Origin of the sequence: Streptomyces hawaiiensis (genome assembly GCF_004803895.1) — a bacterium.
In the GTDB taxonomy this organism is placed as follows: Bacteria; Actinomycetota; Actinomycetes; order Streptomycetales; family Streptomycetaceae; genus Streptomyces; species Streptomyces hawaiiensis.
In genome coordinates this window covers 8,844,022-8,867,889 of sequence record NZ_CP021978.1, presented here as the reverse complement: position 1 = coordinate 8,867,889, position 23,868 = coordinate 8,844,022, and the positions used below count along the sequence as shown (strand labels likewise).

19 protein-coding genes and 6 pseudogenes are annotated in these 23,868 nt (G+C 67.1%); 9 read left to right on the top strand and 16 right to left on the bottom strand.

Translation table 11 applies throughout. The annotated features are described in order from the left end of the window. Positions 1–147 precede the first annotated feature (147 nt). Positions 148–1,080 (bottom strand): helix-turn-helix transcriptional regulator, encoded by a 933-nt coding sequence (locus tag CEB94_RS40295; RefSeq protein ID WP_246112102.1) that lies wholly within the window; start codon positions 1,078–1,080, stop codon positions 148–150. Positions 1,081–1,185: 105 nt separating this feature from the next. Here CEB94_RS40295 and CEB94_RS40290 point away from each other — a divergent pair, with 105 nt between their 5' ends. Next, positions 1,186–2,691 carry an MFS transporter gene (locus tag CEB94_RS40290; protein WP_175430219.1) on the top strand — a complete coding sequence of 502 codons (1,506 nt, stop codon included), beginning with the start codon at positions 1,186–1,188 and terminating at the stop codon, positions 2,689–2,691. Positions 2,692–2,737: 46 nt separating this feature from the next. Here CEB94_RS40290 and CEB94_RS40285 read toward each other — a convergent pair. The 3 genes and pseudogenes from CEB94_RS40285 to CEB94_RS42455 form a co-directional block, all read right to left on the bottom strand. Further along, positions 2,738–3,573, bottom strand: a protein-coding gene (locus CEB94_RS40285) for an IS5 family transposase (protein WP_246111627.1) whose coding sequence is annotated in 2 segments (ribosomal slippage) — positions 2,738–3,567 and positions 3,567–3,573 — 837 coding nt in all. Because the reading frame shifts where the segments join, the coding sequence is not laid out codon by codon here. A 200-nt stretch (positions 3,574–3,773) separates the two neighbouring features. Further along, positions 3,774–4,102, bottom strand: a pseudogene (locus CEB94_RS40280) (winged helix-turn-helix transcriptional regulator). An 11-nt stretch (positions 4,103–4,113) separates the two neighbouring features. Continuing rightward, a protein-coding gene (locus CEB94_RS42455) for an IS630 family transposase (RefSeq protein WP_425472408.1) occupies positions 4,114–5,198 on the bottom strand; the annotation gives its coding sequence in 2 pieces (ribosomal slippage) (positions 4,114–4,673 and positions 4,673–5,198; 1,086 coding nt in all). A gap of 305 nt (positions 5,199–5,503) precedes the next feature. Here CEB94_RS42455 and CEB94_RS40265 point away from each other — a divergent pair. Further along, on the top strand, positions 5,504–5,671 hold the full coding sequence (locus CEB94_RS40265) for a hypothetical protein (RefSeq protein ID WP_175430221.1): 168 nt from the start codon (positions 5,504–5,506) through the stop codon (positions 5,669–5,671). A gap of 468 nt (positions 5,672–6,139) precedes the next feature. Here the strand turns inward: CEB94_RS40265 and CEB94_RS41590 are convergent, their stop codons facing one another. Further along, a complete protein-coding gene (locus tag CEB94_RS41590) occupies positions 6,140–7,231 on the bottom strand; it encodes a replication-relaxation family protein (RefSeq protein WP_246112101.1) in 1,092 nt (363 codons plus the stop codon). Between the two features lie 112 nt (positions 7,232–7,343). Here CEB94_RS41590 and CEB94_RS40250 point away from each other — a divergent pair. After that, a pseudogene (locus CEB94_RS40250) lies at positions 7,344–7,799 on the top strand (ATP-binding protein); the annotation flags it as partial. Positions 7,800–8,165: 366 nt separating this feature from the next. On the opposite strand, the gene CEB94_RS40245 reads toward CEB94_RS40250, so the two are convergent. Then, positions 8,166–8,903 carry a dienelactone hydrolase family protein gene (locus tag CEB94_RS40245; protein WP_175436804.1) on the bottom strand — a complete coding sequence of 246 codons (738 nt, stop codon included), beginning with the start codon at positions 8,901–8,903 and terminating at the stop codon, positions 8,166–8,168. Positions 8,904–9,082: 179 nt separating this feature from the next. Between CEB94_RS40245 and CEB94_RS42450 the strand changes: the two are divergent. Continuing rightward, a pseudogene (locus CEB94_RS42450) lies at positions 9,083–10,151 on the top strand (IS630 family transposase). 12 nt (positions 10,152–10,163) lie between these two features. On the opposite strand, the gene CEB94_RS40230 reads toward CEB94_RS42450, so the two are convergent. Together CEB94_RS40230 and CEB94_RS40225 are read right to left on the bottom strand one after the other, a co-directional pair. Continuing rightward, entirely contained in the window at positions 10,164–10,715 is a 552-nt protein-coding gene (locus CEB94_RS40230) for a hypothetical protein (protein WP_246112099.1), read from the bottom strand. Positions 10,716–10,943: 228 nt separating this feature from the next. Continuing rightward, positions 10,944–11,339: a GNAT family N-acetyltransferase gene (locus CEB94_RS40225; protein WP_175436803.1), complete on the bottom strand. Its 396-nt coding sequence runs from the start codon at positions 11,337–11,339 to the stop codon at positions 10,944–10,946. Between the two features lie 309 nt (positions 11,340–11,648). Here CEB94_RS40225 and CEB94_RS40220 point away from each other — a divergent pair, with 309 nt between their 5' ends. The 3 genes and pseudogenes from CEB94_RS40220 to CEB94_RS40210 all read left to right on the top strand — a co-directional run bounded on the left by CEB94_RS40220 (position 11,649) and on the right by CEB94_RS40210 (position 14,240). After that, positions 11,649–12,155 (top strand): DinB family protein, encoded by a 507-nt coding sequence (locus CEB94_RS40220; protein WP_175436802.1) that lies wholly within the window; start codon positions 11,649–11,651, stop codon positions 12,153–12,155. A 52-nt stretch (positions 12,156–12,207) separates the two neighbouring features. Then, on the top strand, positions 12,208–12,978 hold the full coding sequence (locus tag CEB94_RS40215) for a transposase (protein ID WP_175436801.1): 771 nt from the start codon (positions 12,208–12,210) through the stop codon (positions 12,976–12,978). A gap of 141 nt (positions 12,979–13,119) precedes the next feature. Beyond that, positions 13,120–14,240: pseudogene (locus tag CEB94_RS40210) on the top strand (IS630 family transposase). A gap of 800 nt (positions 14,241–15,040) precedes the next feature. Here CEB94_RS40210 and CEB94_RS40205 read toward each other — a convergent pair. Continuing rightward, positions 15,041–15,991 (bottom strand): RNA-binding protein, encoded by a 951-nt coding sequence (locus CEB94_RS40205; protein ID WP_175436800.1) that lies wholly within the window; start codon positions 15,989–15,991, stop codon positions 15,041–15,043. Positions 15,992–16,226: 235 nt separating this feature from the next. Between CEB94_RS40205 and CEB94_RS40200 the strand changes: the two genes are divergently transcribed. Next, a complete protein-coding gene (locus tag CEB94_RS40200) occupies positions 16,227–16,670 on the top strand; it encodes a hypothetical protein (RefSeq protein ID WP_175430206.1) in 444 nt (147 codons plus the stop codon). A 375-nt stretch (positions 16,671–17,045) separates the two neighbouring features. Here the strand turns inward: CEB94_RS40200 and CEB94_RS42445 are convergent. From CEB94_RS42445 to CEB94_RS40185, 3 genes and pseudogenes are all read right to left on the bottom strand, one after another. After that, positions 17,046–17,504 (bottom strand): annotated as a pseudogene (locus CEB94_RS42445) (relaxase domain-containing protein); the annotation flags it as partial. Between the two features lie 302 nt (positions 17,505–17,806). Further along, positions 17,807–18,760: a CU044_5270 family protein gene (locus tag CEB94_RS40190; RefSeq protein ID WP_281292595.1), complete on the bottom strand. Its 954-nt coding sequence runs from the start codon at positions 18,758–18,760 to the stop codon at positions 17,807–17,809. A 44-nt stretch (positions 18,761–18,804) separates the two neighbouring features. Next, positions 18,805–19,446 (bottom strand): RNA polymerase sigma factor, encoded by a 642-nt coding sequence (locus tag CEB94_RS40185; RefSeq protein WP_175436798.1) that lies wholly within the window; start codon positions 19,444–19,446, stop codon positions 18,805–18,807. A 326-nt stretch (positions 19,447–19,772) separates the two neighbouring features. On the opposite strand from CEB94_RS40185, the gene CEB94_RS40180 reads away from it, so the two are divergent. Continuing rightward, positions 19,773–20,429, top strand: a complete 657-nt coding sequence (locus CEB94_RS40180) for an HNH endonuclease family protein (protein WP_175436797.1) — start codon at positions 19,773–19,775, stop codon at positions 20,427–20,429. A 221-nt stretch (positions 20,430–20,650) separates the two neighbouring features. On the opposite strand, the gene CEB94_RS40175 is transcribed toward CEB94_RS40180, so the two are convergent. The 4 genes and pseudogenes from CEB94_RS40175 to CEB94_RS40160 all read right to left on the bottom strand — a co-directional run bounded on the left by CEB94_RS40175 (position 20,651) and on the right by CEB94_RS40160 (position 23,842). Continuing rightward, the gene (locus CEB94_RS40175) at positions 20,651–21,181 is read right to left on the bottom strand and encodes a hypothetical protein (RefSeq protein WP_175436796.1); all 531 of its coding nucleotides are present in this window, start codon (positions 21,179–21,181) and stop codon (positions 20,651–20,653) included. A gap of 49 nt (positions 21,182–21,230) precedes the next feature. Beyond that, complete coding sequence (locus CEB94_RS40170) at positions 21,231–21,797, bottom strand: hypothetical protein (protein WP_175436795.1); 567 nt, start codon at positions 21,795–21,797, stop codon at positions 21,231–21,233. Positions 21,798–21,810: 13 nt separating this feature from the next. Further along, complete coding sequence (locus CEB94_RS40165; protein WP_281292568.1) at positions 21,811–22,860, bottom strand: DegT/DnrJ/EryC1/StrS family aminotransferase; 1,050 nt, start codon at positions 22,858–22,860, stop codon at positions 21,811–21,813. 230 nt (positions 22,861–23,090) lie between these two features. Beyond that, positions 23,091–23,842, bottom strand: a pseudogene (locus CEB94_RS40160) (IS6 family transposase). Between the last annotated feature and the right edge of the window lie 26 nt (positions 23,843–23,868).

Genomic DNA, 23,868 nt, shown 5'->3' with positions numbered 1-23,868 from the left:
ATCTACTCATGCTCCCAACTCCCCCGGTTCCCGTACAGATAGCGTGTGCGCGGCAGGGCCACGGCGGACGGTGCGCCTCACGTGGGGGTGGAGAAAACGGCCACTCTGCAGCGGACTGTTCCGGCTCCCCACCGGTCAGTGAGTGCCCTAGCTGTTGCGGGGCGCGAGGTTGTTGACGGATCGATCGTGACCTCGACCAGCGGCGGGCTGTTCGGTCCCTTTGATGTTGGAGTCGTCCTCGCCCGCGATGTGACGGGTGAGGAGGTGGAGTGCGTCTGCTGAGGATGCGTCGTTGGGGGTGTAGATCTCGAGGCGGTGGTCCGGGCTGTCGGGCTGGAGCCACACTTGGTAGGCGATGCTCGCGGTACCGACGGTGGGGTGTTGCAGGTGCATGTCGCCGGTGGTGCAGTCGGCGACCTCTCCGGTTGCCCACATCTGGGCGAACTGGTCGCTGCGCATGGTGAGCTCGCCGATGAGGTTCGCCAGTCGCGCGTCGGTTGGGAACCGGCCGGCGGTGAGCCTCAGGTACGCGACGTGGACGCGCGCGAGCTCGTCCCAGTTGCGGTGCAGGTCCCGGGTGAGGGGGTCGAGGAAGAACATCCGCGGGATGGAGGGACGACGAGCTGGGTCTGCCGGGGCGTCGAATTCCGTGTGTTCGGCGAGCAGCGCGTGACCTGTGCGGTTCCAGGCGAGCACGTCCCCGCGCCTGCCGAGCACGATCGCGGGAGTAGCCTCGCCCAGCGAGTCGAGCAGCGCGAGCACACGAGGATGGGGATGTTCGGCGGGCGGTTCGGTGAGGCCGGGCCGGTCGGTCTGGCGGGCGAGGTTGTGTAGGTGGACTGTCTCGACCTCGTCGAGTTCCAGCACCCGGGCCAGTGCGTCGAGAACCTGCGCCGAGGCTGTGCCCGCTTGTCCCTGCTCCAACCGCGTGTAATAGCCGGCGCTGACGCCTGCGAGGTGAGCCAGTTCTTCTCGGCGCAGCCCTGGAACGCGCCGACTATTGCCGTAGGTGCGTAGCCCGATCGCGTCCGGTGTGACCTGGTCGCGGCGGCTCTTCAAAAATGCTCCGAAGCTCTCCACACCATCGAGCCTAGACATGGTCCGCGGTGGTGTGGGTGCACCTGCTGGGTGTAGCCACACCAGGTGTCTGGATGCAACGCTCCAGGCGCCTGGAGCGTTGACGACATGACTCACCACGCCTCACCCACGACCAACGCCGGTAACCTCCGGGCCTGGCTCGGTCTGCTCGTCGTCCTCGGCCCCGTGCTGCTGGTCTCGATGGACGGATCCATCCTGTTCCTCGCGATGCCCCGGGTCAGTCAGGCGCTGAGCCCCAGTGCCGACCAAGCACTGTGGACCCTGGACATCTACGGCTTCGCCGTAGGGTCACTGCTCATCGCGTTCGGGAACATCGGCGACCGCTACGGACGCCTCAGGCTCCTCATGATCGGCGCGATTTTCTTCGGCCTCGGCTCTGCTGCCGCTGCCTTCGCCCCCACACCGGAACTGCTCATCGCCGCCCGCGCGGTCATGGGGATCGCCGGCGCGACCCTGCTTCCCTCCGCGCTGGCGGTTCTGAGCGAACTGTTCACCGACCCCAAGCGACGCGCACAGGCCATCGGCATCTTCGCCGCAGCATTCGCTGCCGGCTTCGCGATCGGACCGGTCATCGGCGGCGTGCTGCTGGAACGCTTCTGGTGGGGATCGGTGTTCTTGATCAACCTCCCCGTCATCGTCGGCTTCCTCTGCTTCGCACCGGTGCTGCTCGGCGAGGTCCGGGCGACCCAGCCTGGGCGGATCGACACCGCCAGCGTCGTGACCTCCGCCGTCGGGCTCCTGCTGGCGATCTACGGCATCAAGCACGCGGCCGCCCAAGGCCTGACAGTTACCGCCGTGGCCACCGTGCTCGCGGGCATTGCCGTGCTGGCGTGGTTCGGTCTACGGCAACGGCAACTGGAGCACCCGCTCATCGACTTCTCACTCTTCCGCGACCGGATCTTCACCGTCGCCGTCATCACCGGTCTGCTGCCGCTCGCAGCATGGTCAGCTGCCGCGTACCTGGCCGGGATCTACCTGCAGTCTGTCCTCGACGTCCCCGTCTTGCAGGCCGCGCTCTGGGCGCTGCCTGGAGCCGGCGTACTCACCACCACCTGCATCGTGACCCCGCTGGTCGTCGACCGCGTCGGCAAGCGCGCCGCGCTGCTCGTGTGCCACTTCTCCATCGCCGCCGGTTTGCTCCTGCTGCTGCCCACCACCATCACAGGCGGAATCGGCTGGTACGTCGCATCCACCGCGGTCGCGGGCCTCGGCTATGGCATTTCCTTCGCTGTCGTCGCCGACACCGCCGTTGCCGCAGTCCCTCCCGAGCGCGCCGGATCCGCAGGTGCGATCGCGGAGACCAGCAACGAGATCGGCAATGCTCTCGGCATCGCGTTGCTCGGTTCGCTGGCAGCTCTGCTGTTCCGCCTCCAAGGCCCCGACCTCGCCCCAACCCTCGACGAGACACTCCAGCTGCCTGAACTGACAGCGGCGATCGTGACCGACGCCAAGTCGGCCTTCCTCACCGGACTGCACGTCGCCGCGGCGGCAGCCAGCGTCCTGCATCTCATCCTCGGCCTCGTCGCGCTCCGCTGGCTGCCCCGGCCGGCCAAAGTCACCGCGGCTGAGAATGAGACGGCCGAGACCCGATGACCCACACCAACGCACCTCTCTCAGAGCCTGTCGGGTGGCCGGTTGATTACGCTGCGATGAGGTTCTCGACGGTCTCGGTTCGCGCGGTCTTGCGATGGGGTTCATGGCTCCAGCGTGCTGACTGCCCGGCGAGTCGGACGAGCATCAGGCGGATCATCGCCACCTTAATCATGGCCTCGGAGGTGGCGGTCAGCCGTTCGTAGTCGCGGGCCAGGCGGCGGTTGCGGACCAGCCACCCGAAGGTCCGCTCTACCACCCAACGGCGGGGCAGGATCTTGAAACCCTTGACGTCGTCGGTCCGCTTCACGATCTCCACGACGATATTCAGCGCGTCGCGGGCCCATGAAAGCAGCGTGGAATCAACGGAGTTGGCGTATCCGCCGTCGGCCCACACCAGGCCGACCGTGCGGAAGCCGGCGGCGAGCCGCGCCAGGACAGTGCGGCCTCCGGCCCGGTCCTGCACGGAGGCGGAGGTGACCGCGACAACCAGGAGGAGTCCCATCGTGTCCACGATCGCGTGTCGCTTGCGACCCGTCGTTCGCTTGCCGGCGTCGAATCCGCGGGCCTCGCCGCCCTCGCTGGTCTTGATCGACTGGGCGTCGATCACGGCGGCCGAGGGTTCGGGGTCGCGCCCGGCCTCGACGCGTACCTGGCGGCGGAGCTCGTCGTGGACGCGGTCCCAGGTGCCGTCCTCGCGCCACTTGGTGAACCAGCGGTGGGCGGCGTCGAAGGGCATCAGGTCGTGCGGGAGCATCCGCCACTGGCAGCCCGACCGCAGGACGTAGAAGATCGAGTCGAGGACCAGCCGGTCGCCGTACTTGCGTATCCCGCCACCTTTTCGCAGGTCACGCACGGGAAGGAGCGGCTGGATGGTATCCACATCTCATCGGTCAGGCTGGACGGATAACATGGGCCGCTGACGGCCCCGGAGTTGTCGCACGTACACACACCGCGTGATCATTCCGGGGCCTTCGTCATGTCCGGCGACCCAGGGCCTCAGTTACACACCGCTCTCGATCGTCCACCCGACAGGCTCTGAGATTGGCTGAGACAGCTGGAACTGGGCTGTCTCAATCAACGGCTCAGGGGATCACCTCGATGCGTTCCATGTGTTCCTCGCCCCACTCGCCGAGCGGCTCCAGCGCGGTGTTGAGGGAGCGGCCGAACTCGGTCAGCGAGTACTCCACCTTGGGTGGGACCTGGTGATAGACCTCGCGGTGCACGAGGCCACTGGTCTCCATCTCCCGGAGTTGAAGGATCAGCATCCTTTCGCTGATGCCGGGCACGGCTCGCCTCAACTCGCCAAAGCGCAGCGGTCCTTCGCCGAGTGAGAACAGGATCAGCCCCTTCCATTTCCCCCCATGACGGCGATGGCGGCGTCGAATCCGCAGGTGTAGGTCCGCTTCGTCATCAGCACTCCTACTACTGACGTTGTCGCCGTGGTGTCGTCAAGGTGAGGCCGGTTTCGGCGAGGCATCCGTCGATGAGGTGGCTGCGGTACTGGATCTGGCGGAGACCGTGTCGGAGCGTGCTCATGAGGTGGTCGGGGTCGGTGAAGGCGGTGTTGGCCTGGCTGCTGCGTCGCAGCAGCGACCAGATGCCCTCGACGGGGTTGAGGTCGGGTGCGTAGGCCGGCAGGAAGTAGCAGGTTATCCAGTCGCGGGTGTCGATGAACTGCCGCAGTCGGCGGTCCTTGTGGACGTTGAGGTTGTCCCACACGAGCACGATGGGTGCGCCGAGCTGCTGGTGGGCGGCGATGAGCAGGTCGCGGTAGTCGGTCCAGGTGAAGCTGCGTCTGCCGCCCCGCTTGTGATCGACGTGCCGCTTGGGCCGGTAGATCAGCCGTGAGCGTTCACCGTGCTTGTAGCAGGCCAGAGCGGCGATGGAGAAGCGGCGCTGGGATCGTCCCCGGACCCGGATGAGGGGTGTGTGTCCGCGCCTGGCCCAGGTGCGGCTGGTGGGCGGCGTCATCGAGAAGCCGGCTTCGTCTTCGAAGCACAGCCAGGCATCGAGCGCCGCCACGGACCTTCCACCTGCGGCCAGGTCTCCTTCACCCAGCCCGCCACGGCCTCCTCGTCGCGCTCGACCGCTCGGCGGGCCGGGACCTGGTGGCTGAACCCATGCCGGTGCAGCATCTGCGCGATCGCCGACAGCGTCATGCTCTTGTGGAACCTGCGCCCGATCAACGTCTTGATCCGCGCCAGGGTCCATGTCTGGTCCGGCCATCCGTGCGCGACGGGACCCGTGGCGAGCTCCTGCTCGAGCACGGTGAACAGGGCCTCACTCAGCTTGGGCCGTGACACCGGCCCGGCAGACCGCAGCCCCTCGGTGCCGGCGTCGTGCCAGGCCCGGCGCCAACGCTGCACCGAGCGCACACTCACCCGTAAGTCCTTGGCGACCTCGGCGTTGGAGGCACCGGCAGCGAATCGCTCCGCGGCCTGCAGCCGGATCCGCTCGCGAAACGACTGCCGTTCAGGCGTCAGCCCACCACCCTGCGGATATCTCACACAACCGGCATACCGCGACGATCACGCATCGTCAGCCCCCAACGACATCACGCCGAAAAGGTCAGTAGCGGTGAGGGCCCATGGTGGACCGTCCGGTGGCGGCCACACATTTGCCTCGCCCCTCCTGCGGAGAGCAACCTCAGGCCTGCGCAACCCGAAGCGAAGGAACACCCCGTGCTCGGCCCCGGCCTGCAGCCGGAAACACCACCCTGAGTCGCTGCACCGGCGCGATCTCGGTTCGTCACCTGTAGGTGGCTGGACTGAGCGCGCCCGCTCTGTCCGGCCTTGTTGAAAGGACGGGACGGATGGACGAGGTCACGATCGGTGTGCTGGCACTGTTCGGTTTTCTCAGCATGGCTCTCACTCATGGCGCGAAGCTGGCACGCGACATCGACGAGTTCATCGAAGCGTGGCGTGGGCCGGCACACAGTCTGCGACGGTGGTGGCGTCGGTGGCAGGACCGCCGACGGTGATGCGGTCGGCGGCCCTGTAACTGTCCTTCCTGAAGCCTGCTGGTTGAGTCGCTCGGTTGCTGGAACACAGTGCTGTCGGGCGGAGTGCTCGGCCAACGGAGGCTGTGGCCTGCTGCCATGTTGCCGTCTGACGCCGCGTGGTCGTCACACGGACGGGACGACGAGGAACAGTGGACACCGCGCGGGGACACCCAGATCAATCCGGCCAGTCACCCGCAAGCCAGCACGGCAGATCCCTGCCTCACTCACGACCTAAAGATCAACTACGACACAGCCGCATCGACAGCCAAGTCAGGAAACTATCTATCTAGTTACGACATCTTCTATCTACTCACAGCATCACAGTTGAGAAGCTCAACCGGTCTTCCTGTTAGAACACGCTCAATGAACCACAGCAGTTCAGATGCCATACCAGTCAAGATCACAATGTCATCTCTGGAATCTAAGCACAGCAGGTCAGCAGTGCTCTCATCTCGTAATTACATAGAAGACCGACACGCGGCGCAGCTGCTCCTTGTACTCCCGTTCGCGGGCTTCGTACTCGGCCTGCTGGCGGGCGTCGTGGGCTTCGCGGCGCGGGTTGCCGATCGCCTCCAGAAGTGTCTGGTTGTGCGGGCGGCCGAAGCGCCGGAAGATCGCCCCGGCCGGGCCGTGCTCCTTGAGCTGCTTCATGCCGGTGACGACGATGGGGAGCTTGCCGTCGTACATGTGGAAGCCGTCGTAGGCGGTGCCCTGCCAGTGCCGTTGGGTCAGTTCGGCCAGCTGCGCGATGACGGTATTGGGGTTGCGCGGGCCGACGCGGTTGAAGACGAGCAGCAGCGGCGGGTGCGGCTCATCGGCGTGCCGTCCGTCGGGCACCCACCATCGGGTGCGCCACATCGGCCGTTGCTTGCCGTCGACGTCCTTCACCTTCCGCTGGCAGAACCGCATGTACTTGTCGATCTCCGCGGCGAGGACCTGCGCGGACTCGTAGCAGTTGTCGATCTCCACGAACAGCAGCGGCACCCCGTCCTCGGGAGCGGTGATGACGATGTCCGCCTGGGCGCCGCCCCTGCCGGGGTTGGACCACGTGCCCGTTGCGGGCAGTGCCACCTCGGTCGCGTAGAAGGCGATGGTGGCCAACCCGGGGGGCGCGTCGACGGTGGCCTGCGCGGCGGCGAGGACGTCAGCCAGCTCGTTGGCGAGCTGAGACAGGTCCGGTTTCGGGCGCAGCAGGGCGAGCACGGCTTCGTTGACCACCGGGTGGGAGGCGCCGGTGCGGCCCGCGCCACGGGCCAGGTTGCCCATCTCCCCCACTGGCTGCCCCAGCTCGGTGGAGGCGGCCTTCAGGCCCATGGGCGTCAGGTTGCGCAGCGTGTCCCCGCCTGAGATCTTCCCGCCGTTCTCCGCCAGGCCGTGCTTGCGCAGATCGGAGAGCGCACCCGTGTGCGAGGCGGTACGGGCCTGCTTCCGCTTCGACGGCGTCAGCTTGTCGGTGTGCCGGGCCCCGAGCACGCGCAGCACGTCGCCACGCAGGTTGTTCGACGACCCGGCCGGGTTCTCTTCCCGCTTCCCCGCCATCAGCTCCCCTTCCCGTCGCCTGTCGCGCGCGGCCGCCTGCCGGGCGCCGGCCGCGCCCGGCCGCAGAGGGCATCCGGCCCCCGGACCCGATGATCTCCTCCTCCACGGACAGCTCTGCCTGATCGGCGACTCCGGAACCGGCAAGTCCCACATGCTTATCGCTCTGGGCACCGAGGCCGCCATGAAGGGCTACCGCGTCCGCTACACGCTGGCCACGAAGCTGGTCAACGAGCTGGTCGAGGCCGCCGACGAGAAGCAGCTCAACAAGACCATCGCCCGCTACGGCCGTGTCGATCTCCTCTGCATCGACGAACTCGGCTACATGGAACTCGACCGCCAAGGCGCCGAGCTGCTGTTCCAGGTGCTGACCGAGCGGGAGGAGAAGAACAGCGTCGCCATCGCCTCCAACGAGTCCTTCGGCGGCTGGACCAAGACCTTCACCGATCCCCGCCGCTGCGCGGCCATCGTCGACCGTCTCACCTTCAACGGCACGATCATCGAGACCGGCACCGACTCCTACCGCCTCGCCAGCACCCGGGCCCGAGCCGAAGAGCACATCGCCAGCTGAAGACCTTCCCTCCCGGCCTCCGGACACATCCCCAGGGCCGGGAGGCCCAAGGTGAAGGTGGGGTTCAGCCGAGATGCGCGTCAAGGGGGCAATGAGTAGATCTTGATGCGGCTTTACGCGTGGTCAGCACAGTGACGCCGCACTAAATGCGTACATCTCGCCCTGGAAGCCGGAACGGTCCGCCGCAGGTCGCGACAATTACGGCCAGGGCTCCGTCGCAGTAAAACCGGCATTTACTGCGGCAGTTGTGAATACGTCTCCACGATCGCACAACTGCCCGAATGGGGTTCTGCTGTGGGGGCTTGAGGGGAGGAGACTGTCAGTGCGCGACGCTGACCAGTCCTGGCGCCAGCATGTTTGCCTGGGTCATGCCCCCAGGTCCTCCGTCACGGGCAGGCACTCGGCGAGCAGGTCGACGACGTCGCGCCAGGCTCGCTGCGCGTGCTGTGGGTGGTAGCCGACGCCGGGGACCACGGGGTGGTCGACCGGCGGGTGGTGGAAGGCGTGCAAGGCGCCGCCGTAGACCGTGAGGCGCCAGTCGACGCCCGCGGCCTGCATCTCAGCCGTGAACGCGTTTCGTTGTGCGGGCGGCATGATCGGGTCTTCTGATCCGACCCCGGCCCACACCGGGCAGCGGATGCGCGCTGCCTCGCCCGGTCGGCCCGTGGTAGTTGCGTTGACTGTCCCGATCGCGCGCAGGTTGACGCCGTCGCGCCCGAGTTCCAGCGCGATGGCGCCCCCGGTGCCGTAGCCGACGGCGGCGATCCGGTCGGGGTCGGTCCGGGGCTCGGTGCGCAACTCGTCGAGTGCTGCGTTGCCGATGCTCCGCATCCGGTCGGGATCAGCGAGCAGTGGCATGCAACGGGCCAGCATCTCCTCGGGGTCGCTCAAATAGCGCCCGCCGTGGAGGTCGAAGGCCAGCGCTATGTATCCCAGCTCGGCGAGAGCATCGGCCCGGCGGCGCTCGACGTCGCTGAGCCCCGTGCCCTCTGGTCCGAGCAGCACTGCGGGCCGGCCGTCGACACCGGCCGGGAGCGCGAGGTGCCCGATCATCGTCAACCCGTCGGCCGAGTACTCGACCGTACGCGTCGTAATCGTCGTCATGAGATTGGACTGTAGTGATCGTCGAGCCCGGTCCGGCCGGTGTTCTGCCGCTGGCAGAACAGCGTAGGTGTTCCTCTGAAATACAGGACGGGCCCGGCGCTCAGGGCTTCTAGAGATCTTTAACGGTGCGGGTTACGCAGAGGCGTGACGGCTGTCGTGGGCCGCGCTATGCCGGAAGGATGAGGTATCCCGATGGCGGTGGATTGACGGCCGAGGAACGGACTCGTCGTGAGAGAGTCCGGCTCGCTGCCGCTGACCTGATCGAAGCCGGGGCCAGTGACTGGGAGGTGGCCCGACGGTTCAGGGTGACCCAGATGTCAGCGAATCGCTGGCGGCGGGCGTTGGCTTCGGGCGGTCGGCAGGCACTGGCTTCCAAGGGCCCCGGTGGCGCCCGCTGCAAGCTCGCCCCGGAACAACTCCGCATGTTACAGACGGTGTTGGATGCTGGCCCGGCCGCGTGCGGCTGGAGTGACCAGTGCTGGACTCTGGCGAGGATCGCCGAGATCGTGCGCCGGCGGTTCGGCGTGGAGTACACCCTGGACGGGCTGGACTTGTTGCTGCACCGCATCGGCTGGAGTGTGCAGGTCCCATCCCGTAAGGCCGCCGAGCGGGACGAGGCGAAGATCGCCGCCTGGAAGGACGAGCAGTGGCCCGCCATAAAAGAGGGCGGCGGACTTGGGCGCCTGAGTCTGCTTCGAGGACGAAGCCGGCCAGGGCCTGAGGCCGCCCAAGGGCCGCACGTGGGGCCGCCGGGGCCACACCCCGGTGGTGCGCGTCACCGCCGCAGGCACCAAACGCGTCTCGATGGCGGCACTGATCTGCAGCAAAGACGGTCATCGGCCTCGGCTGATCTACCGCATCCACCTCGACCGTGGTCCCGCCAAGGGCCGCCGCAAGGGCTTCACCGAGACCGACTACGCCCGCCTCCTGGATGCCGCGCACCAGCAGCTCGGCGGCCCCATCGTGCTGGTGTGGGACAACTTGAACACGCACGTCAGCCGCACCATGCACGAGCTGATCGATGCCCGATTATGGCTGACCGTCTACCAACTGCCGCCGTACGCTCCCGAACTCAACCCGGTCGAGGGCGTGTGGTCACACCTGAAGAGGTCGCTGGCCAACCTCACCAAACACAGCCTCGACCAGCTCACCGCGCTGGTGAAGACGCGGCTGAAGCGGATGCAGTACCGCCCCCGTCTCATCGAGGGACTCATCGCCAAAACCGCGCTCGACCTCCAACCTCCGTAACGGAAAGGTCTCCTAGAAGTAGGAGGCCACCAGGTCGCGGTCCACCGTGATGGTGTCGCGATCCAGTGCGGGCAGCCCCAGGTGGTCACAGATCAGCTGGGTCAGCTGCTCCTCGTAGGTCTCGTTCTCGTGGTCCAGTCCGGCCGCCGTGATGAGGGAGGCCATCTTGTTGGGCCAGTAGTCTCCGACGTAGTCGGGGCCTTCGTAGTCGATGCAGGACGATATCTGGCCGTCCTTGTAGTGGTACGCCTTGGGCCGGTGGGCCTGGGCAATGGACGGGTTGGGAACGAACACCATCAGCTCAGCGCCCTGGGGGCACAGCTCGCGGTAGTCGATCTCGTCGAAGTCGCCGCAGGACGGGTTGAACATGTGGTGAACGATCACGCCCCAGTCACCGGGTGCCGTGCCGTTGCCGTAGGCGAACGGCGGCCGGTCGTGCGCGGACAAGCCATCGGCCATGGCGGCCAGGCCGGTCCCCTTGAAGTAGACCAGGACGCTTTCGTCGTCCCCGCCCCACTCTTCTTCCAGCCACGCTATGACGCCGCAGTTGATCCAACTTGTCATGCTCAGCAACATAACCGGCGTCACTGACATACCAACGTCCAGAGCCGCCACTCGACGCCAGGGCCAACCGCCTCCCCGCGCGCCGTCGGGGCAAAACGCTCCACTCTCCGACTCACACGCCCACTCGCTGAAGCCTGCAGTGCCATTCAAATGCCGTAACCCGCACCGTTAAAGATCTCTAGATCATCCCGTTGCCCCTTTGGCGCGTATCTCGGTCACACCCCAAGGTCACAAGGCGATCAGCCCTGCCGCCGTCTCTCTAAAGCCGCAGGCATCGAAGTAGAACGATCGCAAGTGCTCTTCGAAGTCGACATGCATCCACTCACACCCTGCAGCACGGCATCCATCAGCAGCCGCCTTGACCAGCGCGGCTCCCACCCCGTTCGAACGATTGCGCTGAGCTACGACTGTGTCCAGGACGAACGCATGGACGCCGCCGTCCCAGGCGACGTTAACGAAGCCGACCAAACGATCATCCTCCCAGGCGCAGACCCAGCCGAGGCTGTGACGTTGAAGCCTTTCACGCCAGTCCGTCTGCCCGACCGGATGATCGAACCCTTCGGCATGCAGCGCATTGAGAGCTGAGTTGTCGACGTCGCCTCGCCACTCATACGTGATCGTCATGATCCGAACCTAGCGACCACACGGAGTCGGACTGCAGGGCGGGCCGACTCACCTACTCTCGGCTGCCGTCAAAACTGCTGAACAACGAACGCGCCGAAGATCGGTAAGTGCTGCTCAAACTCATCGACAACTGCTGTCGCAACTAACGAACAAAGCCAACCGAGACCATCATCGGCGCCGTCACCGGCTCCCTAAAGGTTGTCCCGCAATTGATCTCCGGCCTCAGCATCGATAGGGCAGGCGGGCATCGGTGTCCACTCTGCGGACCTGGGGTGGCCTGCGAGAGCGGATCGTTGCCATGATCACCTGGTGAACGATGACGAGCGCACTCACCCCTCAAAGGTGGCCGACGACCGTGCGTCGCTCACCTCGTTCCTCGACTACCAGCGGGCGACCCTGGCCCTGAAGTGCGCGGGCCTGACCAGCGAGCAGCTGAAGCAGAAGGCGATCCCGACCTCGGGGCTCACGCTCCTGGGCCTGGTGCGGCACGTGGCCTCCGTTGAGCGGAGCTGGTTCCGCTGGATCATGAACGTCGAGGACGTCAAGATGCCTTGGCCCGGCAAGATCGACGGCACGTTCGCCGAGTTTCAGGTCGAGGACGCCGACGTCGGTGAGGCGTTCGCGGTCTGGCGCGAGGAGTGCGCCCGTGCCCGCGCCGTCACCTCATCCTTCAACTCCCTCGACGACACCGTCGATTTCCGTGGCGAGACCATCTCGCTCCGCTACGTCCTCACCCACATGATCGAGGAGTACGCACGCCACAACGGCCACGCTGACCTGCTACGCGAAGCGATCGACGAAACCGTCGGCGAGTAGTCAGGGGAGCGTCACGGGCCCCATCCCACGAGCACCACGAGATGATCACATCATGGTTGCTGTGATCAGGGTGTCGGAGCCCTCCTGGATAGCCTCGTTCGCCGGGCTGAGTCCGCGTCAGTTCGGCAAGCTCGTCACCGCGTTGCGGCGCGAAGGTGCGGACCCGGTGCGCAGGGGCCGGCCGTGGAGCCTGCCGCTGGAGGACCGGGTGCTGCTGGACGCCGTGTACTGGCGGACCAACCTGACACTGCGGCAGCTGGCACCGCTGTTCGGGGTGTCGAAGTCGGCCGCTGACCGCATCGTCGACCACCTCGGCCCCGCGCTCGCGCTCCAGCAGCGAAAGCGGTTCCACAAGGGCACCGTGTTGATCGTGGACGGCACCCTGGTCCCCACCCGTGACCACACTATCGCCGAGCAGTCGAAGAACTACCGGTACTCGACCAACCACCAGGTGGTCATCGATGCCGACACCCGGCTGGTCGTCGCCGTCGGCCGACCGCTACCCGGCAACCGCAACGACTGCAAGGCATGGAAACTGTCCGGGGCGAAAGCCGCCGTCGGCATGACCACCGTCATCGCGGACGGCGGCTACCGGGGCACTGGCCTGGTCATCCCACACCGCCGAGAGAAAGGCCAGAGCGAACTTCCGGCCTGGAAGGAGGAACACAACGCCTCCCACCGCAAAGTCCGCGCCCGTGTCGAGCACACCTTCGCCCGAATGAAGACCTGGAAGATCCTTCGCGACTGCCGCCTAAAGGGCGACGGCGTCCACTACGCCATGCTCGGCATCGCCCGTCTGCACAACCTCGCCCTCACCGGGTGACCGAGAAGACGAGCAGGTCAGCCAGCACGCCGTAGATCATTTACGGGACAAGACCTAGTGCTGTGACCACGTAGGTTCGCCGGGTTGGTGGTTGGAGCGGTTGGATGTGCGGTGACGTCCGTTCCGACTGCTGGAGGTGTGGTGGCCGAGCCTGTGCGGGTGCGCAGACTGACCGACCAGGAGGGGCAAAAATCGCAGCAGATCGTGCGCCGGGGCAGCACCGGCTCGGTGCGCTACCGGCGGGCGAGGATGCTGCTGGCGTCCGCCGGCGGGAACCGGGTCCCGGTTATCGCCCAGCTGGTCCAGGCCGACGGGGACACGGTGCGAGATGTGATCCACCGGTTCAACGAGATCGGCCTGGCCTGCCTGGATCCTCGATGGGCGGGAGACCGCCCCCGCCTGCTCAGCAATGACGACGAGGACTTCGTCGTCCAGACGGCCACGACCCGCCCCACCAAGCTCGGCCAGCCCTTCACCCGCTGGTCGATCCGCAAACTCGCCGCCTATCTGCGCCGCGCGCACGACCGCGTCATCCGTATCAGCCGTGAAGCCGTACGGTGTCTGCTGCTGCGCCGCGGCGTCACCTTCCAGCGCACCAAGACCTGGAAGGAGTCGCCCGACCCCGAACGCGAGACCAAGCTCGACCGCATCGAGCAGGTGCTGGACCGCTTCCCGGCCGGGTCTTCGCCTTCGACGAGTTCGGGCCCCTGGGGATCCGACCCACAACAGGCTCCTGCTCGGCCGAGCAGAGCAAGCCAAACCGGCTACCGGCGACCTACCGCCGCACCCACGGTGTCACCTACTTCCACGGCTGCTACTCCGTCGGCGACGACCGTCTGTGGGGCGTCAACTGCCGCCGAAAGGGCACCGTTAACAGCCTGGCCGCGCTCAAGTCGATCCGCGCCGCCCGGCCCGACGGCGCGCCGATCTACATCATCCGGGACAACCTCTCCGCCCATACCGGCGCGGATATCCGCCGCTGGGCGCAGAAGAACAAGATCGAACTGTGCTTCACCCCGACCTACGCCTCCTGGGCCAACCCGATCGAGGCCCACTTCGGCCCACTGCGACAGTTCACCCTGGCGAATTCGAACCATCGCAGCCACCCCGCGCAGACCCAGGCCCTGCACCGCTACCTGCGCTGGCGCAACGCCAACGCCCGCCACCCCGACGTGCTCACCGCCCAGCGCAAGGAACGTGCGCGTATCCGCAGCGAGAAGGGCATCCGCTGGGGCGGACAGGCCAGGGCAACCGCAGCCTGACACTCGAGCCGGTCGGCGCCGACAGCGGACGATCAGGGCTCAGACCCGGAGGCAGACCGGTACTCGTCCAAGAGATGGAAGAAGATCGTCAGCGGGTCTTCTCCATCGGCATGCCGCTCGATGGCATCAGCCCAGCCACAAGACATCGACCAGCCTCGACGAGCGCACAACCACTCGGCGAACGGGCCACCGGGCGAAAGGACGAAAGGCTCCTCGACCCCGTGAACGGACAAAGCCGTGGCATAGCCGATCAAGATGTTCTGCAAGTCCCGCAGACGTCCCTGGCGAACCCACATGGAGGGGCGCAGCCGGATCTGGTCCAGGACGTCTTGGAGGTCCCGGCACTGGTCGATCGGTCGCGGACTTTGCCCCTGGTCAACTGACACAGACCAGACTCTACGGCCAGAGCCGGTGAACCTTCCCGGTCACGGCACCAGCGGCGCCCCGAACAGTGCTGCTGGGCCGCTACGACGCTGCGGGCCGCCTGCAGTACACCGGGCGCAGCACAACCCTGTCCCGTGCCGCCAGCCGCGCCCTGGCCGCCGTGCTGGCCCCACCGAGAGGTTCGCACCCGTGGCAGGGGTGGACGTTCTCGGCAGGGTGGGGGACGCAGCGCACGCTCGAGGTGGTCCTGGTGGAACTCGAGGTGGTGATGGAGGTGGCCGTCGACGTCGCCCGGGACAGTGCTGGACGGTTCAGGCACCCGAGATCACTAGGCATGGCGGTGGAGCCTAGCGACAGGCGCCGGAACCATCTCGGACGGGGAGTTCACGTCCACCTTTGACTGAGCGCGAACCGGGTCACCATCGGGCGCGCAGCACGCCGTCGCTGTCCGGCAGGACAGCACAGAGCAGCGGGTGGCGTTCGTCGAGGGACAAGGGCAAGACGCAGGCTGCTCGCGCATCGGTCACTTGGGTGGCGAGCTCGTGGTACTCGGTGTCGTCGACGATCGCGGAACTGATCATCCCGTCTTGCGCCTCCCAGACGAACTCCACGGATCCCTCCTCGGGCAGCGCGGCAAGGACCGCGCCGACGTCCGGGGTCAGGTCAGGCCAGACGGTCAGCCGGGCGCGCGGGCCGAGACCGGCGCGCACTGTGTCGAGATTCTCCTGTGTGAGGCGGTGCCAGCGTGCGGCGTTGCAGACGTAGGTCTCCTCGAGGAGCAACGTCTGCCGCGAGGCAAGCGCGGTGCGCACGCGAGTCCAGAAGTTCTTGTCGGCTGGCTCTATCACTTCCGCTTCGTCGATCTCAGCCGCGTAGGGCAAGGCCGTCAGCGGTTCCGCGAAAAGTCCAAGTTCCCGTGTACGGGCCACGGCGTCCGCGCAGGGCCGATCGCTGCCCACGTACACATACTGGTCCCACCCGACATGCACGGTGAACACATCCCCCGCCTCCAGCCGGCACCAAGCGCCTTGGTCGCGGAGCATGGCCCGGACCAGCTCCAGGGCGACCGAAAGGGAGACCTCGGCCCCGTCGTGGTAGCCAGTGAGGTCGGGCGGGAAAAGGCCGCCGAGGCCGTGCCCCTCAACCGGCGGCTCCACACCGAAGTGGATGAAGCCGGTGACCGCAGGTTCGCGGATCTCCAACCGGTCGATGTCCGAGGCCTCCGCAAAGGCGACGATCGCCGCCAGATACGCCGCTTCGACAGGTCCGTGGTCGCTGACTGTGTCCTCGACGCCGGTGTAGTGGCCGTGCTCGTCGCGGTCGGCGAGGCCGTACTTGGTAATCCGGTACACGAAGGACGGCGGCACACTGCTCCTTGGACGGACGGAAGGGGTGCCAGCGTAGTTTCCAGTTCCGTTTCCGTGACGCACAGAGCGTCACACGCCAACTACCGGCGACCATCTGCCAACTATCGCCGACCGTCTCAGTTCGCCCCATCCGGTGGAGCAGGGAGAAATCTCTGGACTCTGTCCACAGGCCGACCGTCCGAACCTGCTGGGAGTCGTCGTGATCCCCGCGGCGACCGACAGTTGAGGAGACCTCATGCCGAACCTGATCCCGCCCCGCACGCCGCTGACGCCGGAGCAGGTGGAGCAGGGCTTCGACTACCTCCAGGCGCTCCAGATGGGCGGCGGCGCCGCTGTCACCGGGCGGGCGGAAGCGGACCCGGAGCTGGCGTTCGTCATGCTGCGGCTGGCAGAGGACATCGTCTGGCCCGTCACGGCCGTGGACGGGGAGGCCGACCCCTGCGCGGACTCCTTCGCGCTGGACGAGGTCGGGTGCGTGCTGCTGTCCGCGCTGCGGGACTGGGCGCGGGACTCCCCCACCACGGCGGTGCCGGGCATCGCCCGCACCATCATCCGGTTCACGGTGAACGTCATCCCGGACCCCGACCACGCGGACACCGCCGACACCCTGGAGGCGATGCGCGACGAGCGCCTGGTGCTGGCCCACGCGGTGCACTCCGCACCCGATGCGCACCGGTAGCCGCACCACCGTGCGGGTGGATGCGCACCTGGTGCGGTGGTGCGCATCCACCCGGTGCGCACCGAGTCCATCCGTGCGCACCACGATGCGCACCACCCTCTCCATCGCTTCGGCGAGCAGGTGCCGACGGTGGAAGCGGCCGCCTTCGTTCATCACGAACACCGTCGCGGCGACGTCGACGGCCGCCAGGGCCACATCGACCACGGCGGCGACCCGGGCCCGGATCGCCGCAGCCGCAGCCGCAGCCGCAGCCGCAGCGCGGGCGTACTCGAGGAGGGAGTTGATGACGTCGACGGCCACCCCGGAGGTGAGGATCGCGCTCGCCTTCCACCACGCGCGCAGCTGCGCGAGCGGCCGGGCCGACTGCTTCGGCGGGCGAGTCTTGCGGGCGGCCACCCCGTTCAGCTTGGCGCGGGCCCGCTCGGAGACCACGGGCAGGAACTTCAGCTCACCGTCGTCGTCGACGGCGGTGACGTACTCGTGCTCCAGCTCTGCCAGGCAGGCGGCGATCTGGTCACTGCGCCGGGAGGTGAAGCGGATCAGCTCGTGCGGCACCCCGGCAATCTCCATCACAGGCCGGCGCCCCGGGGTGACAACGCGCGGCTCGGTCGCCAGCCCCAGCGCCTCGCAAACCTCAGCGGCCACGAGCTCGTTGTGGAGCGCGGAGGCGGCCACGGTGTTCTCGTGCAGGGCCAGGGTGTGGATCGACCCCCACTTCCCGTCCAGCCGCTGCCCCTTCACGGACAGCAGCAGATGGTCATGGAGCAAGGGCATCCCCGACCGTGCCTCGTAGTGGCGGAAGCGCGCGGCGACCAGACCGCCGGGCGGCCGCACCCGGTAGATGCCGTCCTTGCCGTACCGGATCACCGCAGCCTCGTCCTCGATCCACTCGTCGCGCTCGTTGCCAAGGCGCAGAGGGCGGCAACGACCGGGACGAGGACGCGTGCAGTGCGCATGCTGTTACTCCTGTGAGGTTTGTGTGTCGATGCGTCACAGGGATCCCACAGCAGGCTCTGTTGTTTGAGTGCGGTTGTGATCGAGAATGTCGAATTCCCGATCACAACCGTCCTAATGTTCGACATTGCATGCTCACTGTCATTGATGTACTGCGCTGCGTTGCGGAACCTTTCGGTCCTCTAGTTGGTTCGTCCGGCCTCGTCGACGATGCCGCTGCCGATGACGGCGACGGAGGTGACGACGGTGCCGACCTTGCCCCAGGCGTTGTCCTCCAGGAGGACTGTGCGTTCACCCAGCAGCCGGGCCGTACTCTTGTCGAAGATCCACTCCGTGCGTTCGCCGTCGTGTGTTCGGGCGACGGCGATCCCCTTTCGGCCTGCCGCGTCGACGGCGTCGGGGACGACGTCGACTCCGGGAATGAGGGCAGCGGCACGGTAGAGGGCCGCAGTGGTCTCGGGGGGACTCACCCCGTCGCGCAGCAAGTCGCCGATCGTGACGAAGGCTTCCTGGTCCGGTCCAGTCGTGGAGTCGGAACCGGCTCCGTGATTCTTCTCAGCGTCGTCGCGGATCTGCTTCAGCAGGAGGTCAGGATCAGTTGGAAGGGCAGCCAGGAAATTGTAGGTCGGTGCGTTCAGATTGCCTCGGCCCGGAGTGCCAGGCAGCAGTTTGTCGTTGCCTTCTTTGCGCTGCAGAGTCTGTTCACTGCCGTCCACCGAGGTCCACTGCTCCATGGCCTCGTTTTCGCGCAGGAGTTGCATCTCGCCGGACTTGGTCTCGGACAGCACCGATGTGTGGCCGACCGTTTTCACGTATGAGTACTGCCCGGCGCGTACCTTCGTCTGCGGCGTCGTAGCGGCGGCCAGAGCCGCTCTCTCCAGCAGTTCGACCGACGCTGCAGAAGCCGGTGGCACGTTGGGCGGAGCTCCAGGGGAGCCGAAGTTGAGAGTGAGAACGACGACGGCCGCTCCAGCAGCCACTGCCGCGCCCAGTGCCAGCCCCCAGCGTCCTCTCGACCGCAGTGCCCCGCGGGGGGAGCGGGACCGCGCCTGCCGGTCGATCTCGGTCAAGAAGTGCTCACGGCGGGCTTCAACTCGTCGGGGTGCCGGCTCCGGGTAGGGAGCCGGAGGCAGCATCCGGCTCGCCTGCTCACGCTCGGACTGTTCCCGCTGCTCCAGGCTCATCGTGCACTCCTCCTGTGGGAAGGGCGGGCTGCGGCCTCCCCGCTCTGCGATATGTGTCCGCTGTCGGTGCGCAGTTCCACACGATGCGGATCTGATACAAGCTCCTCCTCGACGAGCTGGCGCAGCTTCTCTCTCGCTCGTGAGAGCCGGGAACGTACGGTGCCTACAGGGATCCCCAACGCCTCTGCGGCTGCGGCGTATCCCAGATCGGACCAGACGACCAGGGTGAAGACCTCGCGCTCGGTCCGCTTCAGACGTTGCAACGCTCGGGCTGCGGCGGCCAGCCGCTGAGCGTCGGCCATCTGGCCGACCACCTCGTCTGAAAAGTCGGGCAACGCTTCCGGCGGTGGTAGACGGGACATCGCCTCCCGATGCCGACGTGCCGCTCGGGCAATGTTGCGCATCACGTTGGTCGCGATGCCCAAAAGCCATGCCCGGACGCTTCTGACTTCCTCGCGCAGCTTGTCGCGCAGCCGCCAGGCCTCCAGAAAGGTGAGGGACATGACGTCCTCGGCTAGGGTCCAGTCACCCGTCGTCCTGATCGCATGGGCATAGACGACACGCGCATGCTCGTCGAAAATCTCGGCGAACGCCGTCCGATCGCCAGACCGGACCCGTTCATGCAATAGGAAGTCCACAACAACAAGTGTCCGCACAGCTGCATCGGTTCCGCTTCTGGTTCCACTTCTCTCCGCCGCAGGCGGAACCCGCTCCGGCCACCAACATGTTCAGACAGTGCGCCACCGCACCAGCCTGGTACGCCGCCGCGCCCTGGAATCGCATCCATCTCTACCCACACCACCGCGAACGCGCCTATGGGAACTGCGGGACACCCTCGCCGCGTGACCACACGCTCCATAGAGCCGGCTGTGCCGTTTCTCTGGTACGACCATTGCACTCACACGAGGGGCGCAACCGCCGTCTCCGGCATGTGCGCCCCAGGTGGGCCGCTACCAACAGGTGCATGAGTACTGCTCTGCTGCGCGGCCTGCCGGCCGCGCTGCTCGCCGTCCTGTCCCTCACCACCGCCCCGCCCGCACACGCGGCGGAGACCGTTCCGCTCGCCGAGGCCGTCGCGAACCTGCCGCTGGCCACCGAGTCCCGCGACGGCTACACGCGCGAGGCGTTCAAGCACTGGACTGGCGGCGACGACCCGGCCGACGGCTGCACCACCCGCAGCGAAGTCCTCATCGCCGAAGCCGTCGAAGCACCCACCGTGGGCCCCAGGTGCCGGATCACCGGCGGCACCTGGTGGTCGTACTACGACCAGATGACGGTGACGTCCGCCTCCGGCCTGGACATCGACCACATGGTGCCCCTGGCCGAAGCCTGGGACAGCGGCGCCTCCGCCTGGACCGCGCAGCGCCGCGAGGCCTACGCCAACGACCAGGGCCAGGAGGCGTCGCTCGTCGCGGTCACCGCCCGCTCCAACCGCAGCAATGCCGACCAGGACCCCGCCCAGTGGATGCCCCCGGCCACCGACGTCCTCTGCCGGTACGCAGCCGAATGGACCGCCACCCTCCGCTGGAACCTCACCACCGACGACACCGAATACGCCGCCCTGAACGACCTCGCCGCAGCTTGTCCCGACCAGACCGTCACCTACACACCCGCCCCGTGAAAATGCCGCCACGGCCCAGCTGCCCAGGACGATGGAGGCATCACGGGGGACATCGGCGGCGGTCGGGAGGAGTTCGGTGAGGCGGTCCGTGCGCGGTCCCGGTAGGCCAGACTCGGCTGGGCGGCGTAGGGGAACGGCTTCGCTCGCTGGAGCGTCCACGAAGGCCGGAGCCCCCGGGAGAGCAGACCTCCCGGGGGCTCGTGGCGCTGTACGGCGGGGCGCTACTGCCCCAGTGCTCCAAGGGCCTGCTCGGCCATCTGGACACCCATCGTGGCGGCCATGGTGGTGCCGGCCTCCCCCAGCTTGTCCTTGAGCTGGGTGGTGAACTGCCGCAGGCGGCCCGGCTCGGGGTTCTCCGAGGTCGCTTCGTCGTGGAGGTCCTGGGCGACGCGCTCGAGCTCTGCGCGTTCCGGCTCGGGCATGCCCAGCGTGGAGCTGATCTGGCCGACGTACCCGGCCAGCTGGACGAACAACGTCGCATCAACGCCATCGGTATTGTTCTGGGTGAAATGCTGCTGCTCGGTGCGCCGCTGTCGGATCGCATCCCGGACTCGGTCCGGCCAGCTGCAGATGCTCAGCAGTTCCTCCGTGGGAAGGATCGCTGCCTCGCACCCGTCCCTGTGGGCGAAGTGGGCGGGGGACTTCCTGCGGAGCAGTCCTTGGGTGCTCTCCTCGTGGAAGATGCCGTTGCAGAGGGGACAGTAGGTGTAGTAGTTCTGCGAGGGCTTAAGGCCTGGATCGGCACCGCTCATGTCGTCACATCCGTTCCTCGGCTTGGCGGACGGGCTGCCTGCGGTGTGGTTAAGGGGATCCGGGTCTTTGGCTGTGCCAGATCCGGGCCGTCGAGATCCCTTCTGTGCCGGCGGAGACTGCGGCGACACCGGACGCCGTCCAGCGGAAGAACGCTTGCCAGAACGTCGTGTCCTCAGGGGGCGCGAGGGCCAGGCAGGCGCCCAGGCCCAGGGTGACGACACCCAGGTTGTAGGCGTTGGTCGCGCCCCGGACGGTTGTGCGCCACTTTTTGACCCCGGCGTGCTGATGCTGTTTCAGGACCGTGTCGGGCGGCCGGTACGCGGTCCCGAACCAGTCGTCGATGTCGGCGGCGCTGAACAGATGCGCCCGCGCGTTGAAGCTGCGTTGGATCGAAAACACGAACAGCGTGACGCAGACGGTCAATGCCAAGACCGCTGCGTCCGGCCACCGCAGTTTGTCGCCGTCCGCGAGGATGACGCCGATTGCGGTGATCGCGGCGGCGGCCAGCAGGGGAGCCGCGACGAAATGGATGGATTCCGATGCCGCGATGTAGCCGATCGGCTTCGGGACCTCCCATCCCTCTTCGCCAGGGCCCGGGTCGGAAGGTGAGGACAAGGCATCGCTCCTTTCAATGCCCCGTGTGCCGGGACGAGTCGGAATGCTCCGCCACGGCCGCCGCGACCCGGCGAGCGTCCCGGCGGCGCATGCCCGGGTGGTACGGGACGCATACGTTGCTGCGCAGCAGTCCTGTCAGTTCCGGGGCGTTGGGCTGGGTCACATCCGAGAATGCGGGATGAGAGGTCCACGGGAAGGCGAACATCACATTGGTGCGGATGCGCCGCAGGTTCAGGTTCTTGCGCAGCAGAGCTGCCTCGCCCGCCGAACGGGCGCGGATCGTGAAGCGTCCCCACGTGTCCTGGGGCACGCGGCCAGGCGGAAGCCAACGAGCCAGCGACGACGCGTACTCCTCGGCCAGCGACCGCAGCCGGTCACGGATCTCGTCCCGGTGGACGAATCGTGCCACGGCAGCAGCGGCGGCAAACTCGCTCAACTCCCGCCCGCGACAAAGAACATCACCCCCCTGCCAGCGGCTCTCCTGACCGCTGTGCGAGCGACGCACGGCCAGCCCGTCGGCGACGCGGCCTTCGCGTGTGAGCACCACCCCTCCGCCAGCCGCACCCATCGGCTTGATTTGATGGAAGGAGAAGATGGCACCGTCGCCCCAGGTACCCGGTCCATCTGCTGGAGCTGAGTCCGGAAGCAGGTACGCACAGTCCTCCACTACCGTGCAACCGGCCTCACGCAGCCGCGTGATGGTTTGCATCGCAGCACTGCCGACCATGCCCGCGTGGTGAACCCACACCACGATCGGCGCCTCCTCCAGGACCTCCCGCCGCCAGGCCTCGGGAGCCAGGCACAGATGGACGTCGTCGATCTGCGCAGAGACCAGTCGGGCGCCCAGCCGCAGGGCGAGCGCGGGAATGGACGGAAAGCAGTTGGCCGGGACAACGACCGTCCGGCCCTGTCCGACGCCGTAGTGCTCCAGCAGCAGTTCGAGCCCGTCCATTCCAGAGGAGACGGCGACCGCGTGCCGGTCGAACGACTCCCGGAACCGCCTCTCCAACTCGCGTGTCGCTCCGCCGCCCAGCATCTCCCCACGCCGTAGCGCGGTCCGCATGGCCCTCGTGGAACGCCAACGGACCTTCCGCGGCACATGCGTCCGCCACACCGGCAACTCCTCGTCCGCGCGCGGCCCGTGCACCGCCTCCCCCAGCCTCACACCCACCAGCATGCCCGCGTTGGCCCAAGATCAGCACACCGAGCGGTTGGGAGGGCGCTGTCACGTTGTTGGGTGCGTGGGTGCCTGACAGCGTGCTGGGGTGTGGCCGGCCCGGGTGTCGGCCTGGATCAGGCTGTTGCGGGCAGGCCGGCGATGTGGTCCCAAGAGGCGAAGCGGATGATCATCTCGGCTCGGTAGTGGGTAGCGAACAGGCTGTGGCGGTGGGGTCGGAAGTGGGGTGAGATCCCGCTGAACGCGGCGAGGAATCTCTGCGCTCCGCCGGTGCTGCGGAAGCCTTTCATGGCCCGTTCGCGCTGCCGGGTCGGCTGGTGGGAGTTCTCGGCCCGGTTGTCCAGGCCCTTGTGGGAGCAGTGCTCGACCGAGGGCATGACCTCTCGTGGGCGGCGCCATAGGAGCGGAGCTTGTCGGTGACGACCACCCGCGGCACGGACCCGGTCTCCTCCTTGAGGAGCCGACGGAAGAAGCGCCTGGCCGCGGCCTTGTCCCGCCGGTTCTGGACCAGGATGTCCAGCACCATGCCGTCCTGGTCGACGGCCCGTCACAGGTACTTCTGCTCGCCGTGGATCTTGATGAAGACCTCGTCCAGGTGCCACTTGTCACCCGGCCGGGGCCGGCGGCGGCGCAGCGAATTGGCGTACTGCTGCCCGAACTTCAGGCACCAGCGGCGGATGCTCTCGTAGGACACGATCACGCCGCGCTCCAGCATCAGCTCCTCGACCTCACGGAAGCTGAGCGGGAAGCGGAAGTACAGCCACACACAGTGGGAGATGATCTCCACCGGGTACCGGTGCCCCTTGTACGACGGCGACGCGGACGACACGAGTGAACCCCTCCCCGGCACGATCAACCACAAGATCATCCCACCCCTGTCAGTAACGTGACGGC

Coding starts and splice junctions, on each gene's coding strand:
- CEB94_RS40190 (WP_281292595.1), bottom strand. CDS start 18,760: ATGCTGCCTCCGGCTCCCTACCCGGAGCCGGCACCCCGACGAGTTGAA.
- CEB94_RS40230 (WP_246112099.1), bottom strand. CDS start 10,715: ATGACAAGTTGGATCAACTGCGGCGTCATAGCGTGGCTGGAAGAAGAG.
- CEB94_RS40180 (WP_175436797.1), top strand. CDS start 19,773: ATGAGTACTGCTCTGCTGCGCGGCCTGCCGGCCGCGCTGCTCGCCGTC.
- CEB94_RS41590 (WP_246112101.1), bottom strand. CDS start 7,231: ATGGCGGGGAAGCGGGAAGAGAACCCGGCCGGGTCGTCGAACAACCTG.
- CEB94_RS40245 (WP_175436804.1), bottom strand. CDS start 8,903: ATGACGACGATTACGACGCGTACGGTCGAGTACTCGGCCGACGGGTTG.
- CEB94_RS40165 (WP_281292568.1), bottom strand. CDS start 22,860: ATGCGGACCGCGCTACGGCGTGGGGAGATGCTGGGCGGCGGAGCGACA.
- CEB94_RS40265 (WP_175430221.1), top strand. CDS start 5,504: ATGGACGAGGTCACGATCGGTGTGCTGGCACTGTTCGGTTTTCTCAGC.
- CEB94_RS40215 (WP_175436801.1), top strand. CDS start 12,208: ATGGTTGCTGTGATCAGGGTGTCGGAGCCCTCCTGGATAGCCTCGTTC.
- CEB94_RS40225 (WP_175436803.1), bottom strand. CDS start 11,339: ATGACGATCACGTATGAGTGGCGAGGCGACGTCGACAACTCAGCTCTC.
- CEB94_RS40200 (WP_175430206.1), top strand. CDS start 16,227: ATGCCGAACCTGATCCCGCCCCGCACGCCGCTGACGCCGGAGCAGGTG.
- CEB94_RS40175 (WP_175436796.1), bottom strand. CDS start 21,181: ATGAGCGGTGCCGATCCAGGCCTTAAGCCCTCGCAGAACTACTACACC.
- CEB94_RS40290 (WP_175430219.1), top strand. CDS start 1,186: ATGACTCACCACGCCTCACCCACGACCAACGCCGGTAACCTCCGGGCC.